This window comes from Mesorhizobium sp. M1A.F.Ca.ET.072.01.1.1 (assembly GCF_004023325.1).
Classification (GTDB): Bacteria; Pseudomonadota; Alphaproteobacteria; order Rhizobiales; family Rhizobiaceae; genus Mesorhizobium.
The window spans coordinates 1-1,401 of the sequence record NZ_RZSF01000636.1 but is presented as its reverse complement, the minus strand read 5'-3'; the positions used below and the strand labels follow the sequence as shown (position 1 = coordinate 1,401).

At 68.1% G+C, this 1,401-nt stretch carries 1 protein-coding gene; it reads right to left on the bottom strand.

Annotated elements, in window-relative coordinates; genetic code table 11:
* Positions 1–1,401 (bottom strand): shikimate kinase (locus EOA32_RS40710; protein WP_128374308.1); only part of this gene is annotated, 1,401 nt, incomplete at both ends.

Here is a 1,401-nt window from a genome sequence, read left to right as displayed (position 1 = left end):
CGGCGCTGGGAGCGCCGGAGGTGCCTGATGTCCCGGCAGTGGGCGGCCTCTCGGCAGCGGCGGGCGTTGGCATGGCAAGCGGCGTTTGCGTCGCGGCGGGCATCTCGTTAGCGGCAGGCGCTTTGTTAGCAGGCGTGGGGGCGGCTTCGTCCTCGCCGCCGCACAGGTAGGCGTGGAGCGCCTTCACGCAAGGCTCGGCGTTCTTCTTGTCCTGTCTATGCGGCGGAACCACCCTGATATCGGCTTGTTGGTAGAGCGGCGTGCGCTCCTCGAACATGCGGCTGAGCTTGTCATTCCCGTCCGGGCCCTGCAGCAGGGGGCGGCTGGTGTCGTTCCTGAGGCGCATGCGGATCACTTGCGGGTTGGTGTCGAGCCAGACCGATACCGCCTTCTCGACGATCAGGCTTCGATTGTGCTGCTGGGCAAAGGCGCCGCCACCGGTTGCGATGACGCAAGGTCCATTCTCCAATAGCCCGGCGATCTGTTCGGCCTCCAGCGCCCTGAAGTGCGCCTCGCCATGACGCTGGAACAGATCCGCCAGCTTTCCGTGCCGGGCTTCGATGTGCTTGTCGGTGTCGACAAACTCCAACCCCAGCTTCCTGGCAAGCTCAGGGCCGATCGTCGACTTGCCGCTGCCCGGCATGCCGACCAGCACAATCGGCCGCGTCCCGAGGGCTGCCATGATCTCGACGGCCCGCGCCGAGCGGGCGGCCGCGGGCTGGCTTGCCCGTTCGGCGGCGGGCAGGCTGAAGGCCCCAGCCGCCCGCGACCTGCGATCTTGCGGCAAACCCCAGTGGGGTATGCTCGCGACGTCAGGGGGAATGGCGACCTCAAGGCATCTGTCCTTCACGCTCTGCACGAGTTCGGTGGCCTTTTGCACAGCGTCCGGCTCGGGATGCCGCCGCAGCCTGCCGATCTGCTTGTAGAGGTCGTGGTTGGCGAGCTTGGCCTGGTAGCTGGCCGGCGTATGGAACTCGACCTCGAAGCGATAGCCCTGCGGGGTGCTGAACACGGTACGGATGGCGAGGAAGCTCGGCCTGCGCATCCTGAACCAGTTGGTGGTTTCGACCTCGCTGCAGCCCCGCTCCTCGAAGGCCAGCACGGCCGCCTTGAAGGCGCGCGTCAAGGCCGCGTCCGGGATCTCGAAGACATGGCGCACCGCATTGGTGAGCAGCTGGGCCTCGGGCGCGGCGCTCACGCTTTGGCCGGTGAGCCCGTCGGCCATCGAATCGCGCCCGCGCAGGCGCTGCTCGAGATGCGGCATGGTCACCTCGATGCCGGCCTGCCGCAAAAGCGCGGCGACTGCTTGCGCGTTGGCGGTGATGGCGCCTTCTTCCGCCGCGGCGCGCTGGGCTGCGCTCCTGGCGCGCTCCAGGGCCTGCTCGCGGCTCAGCGTGATCG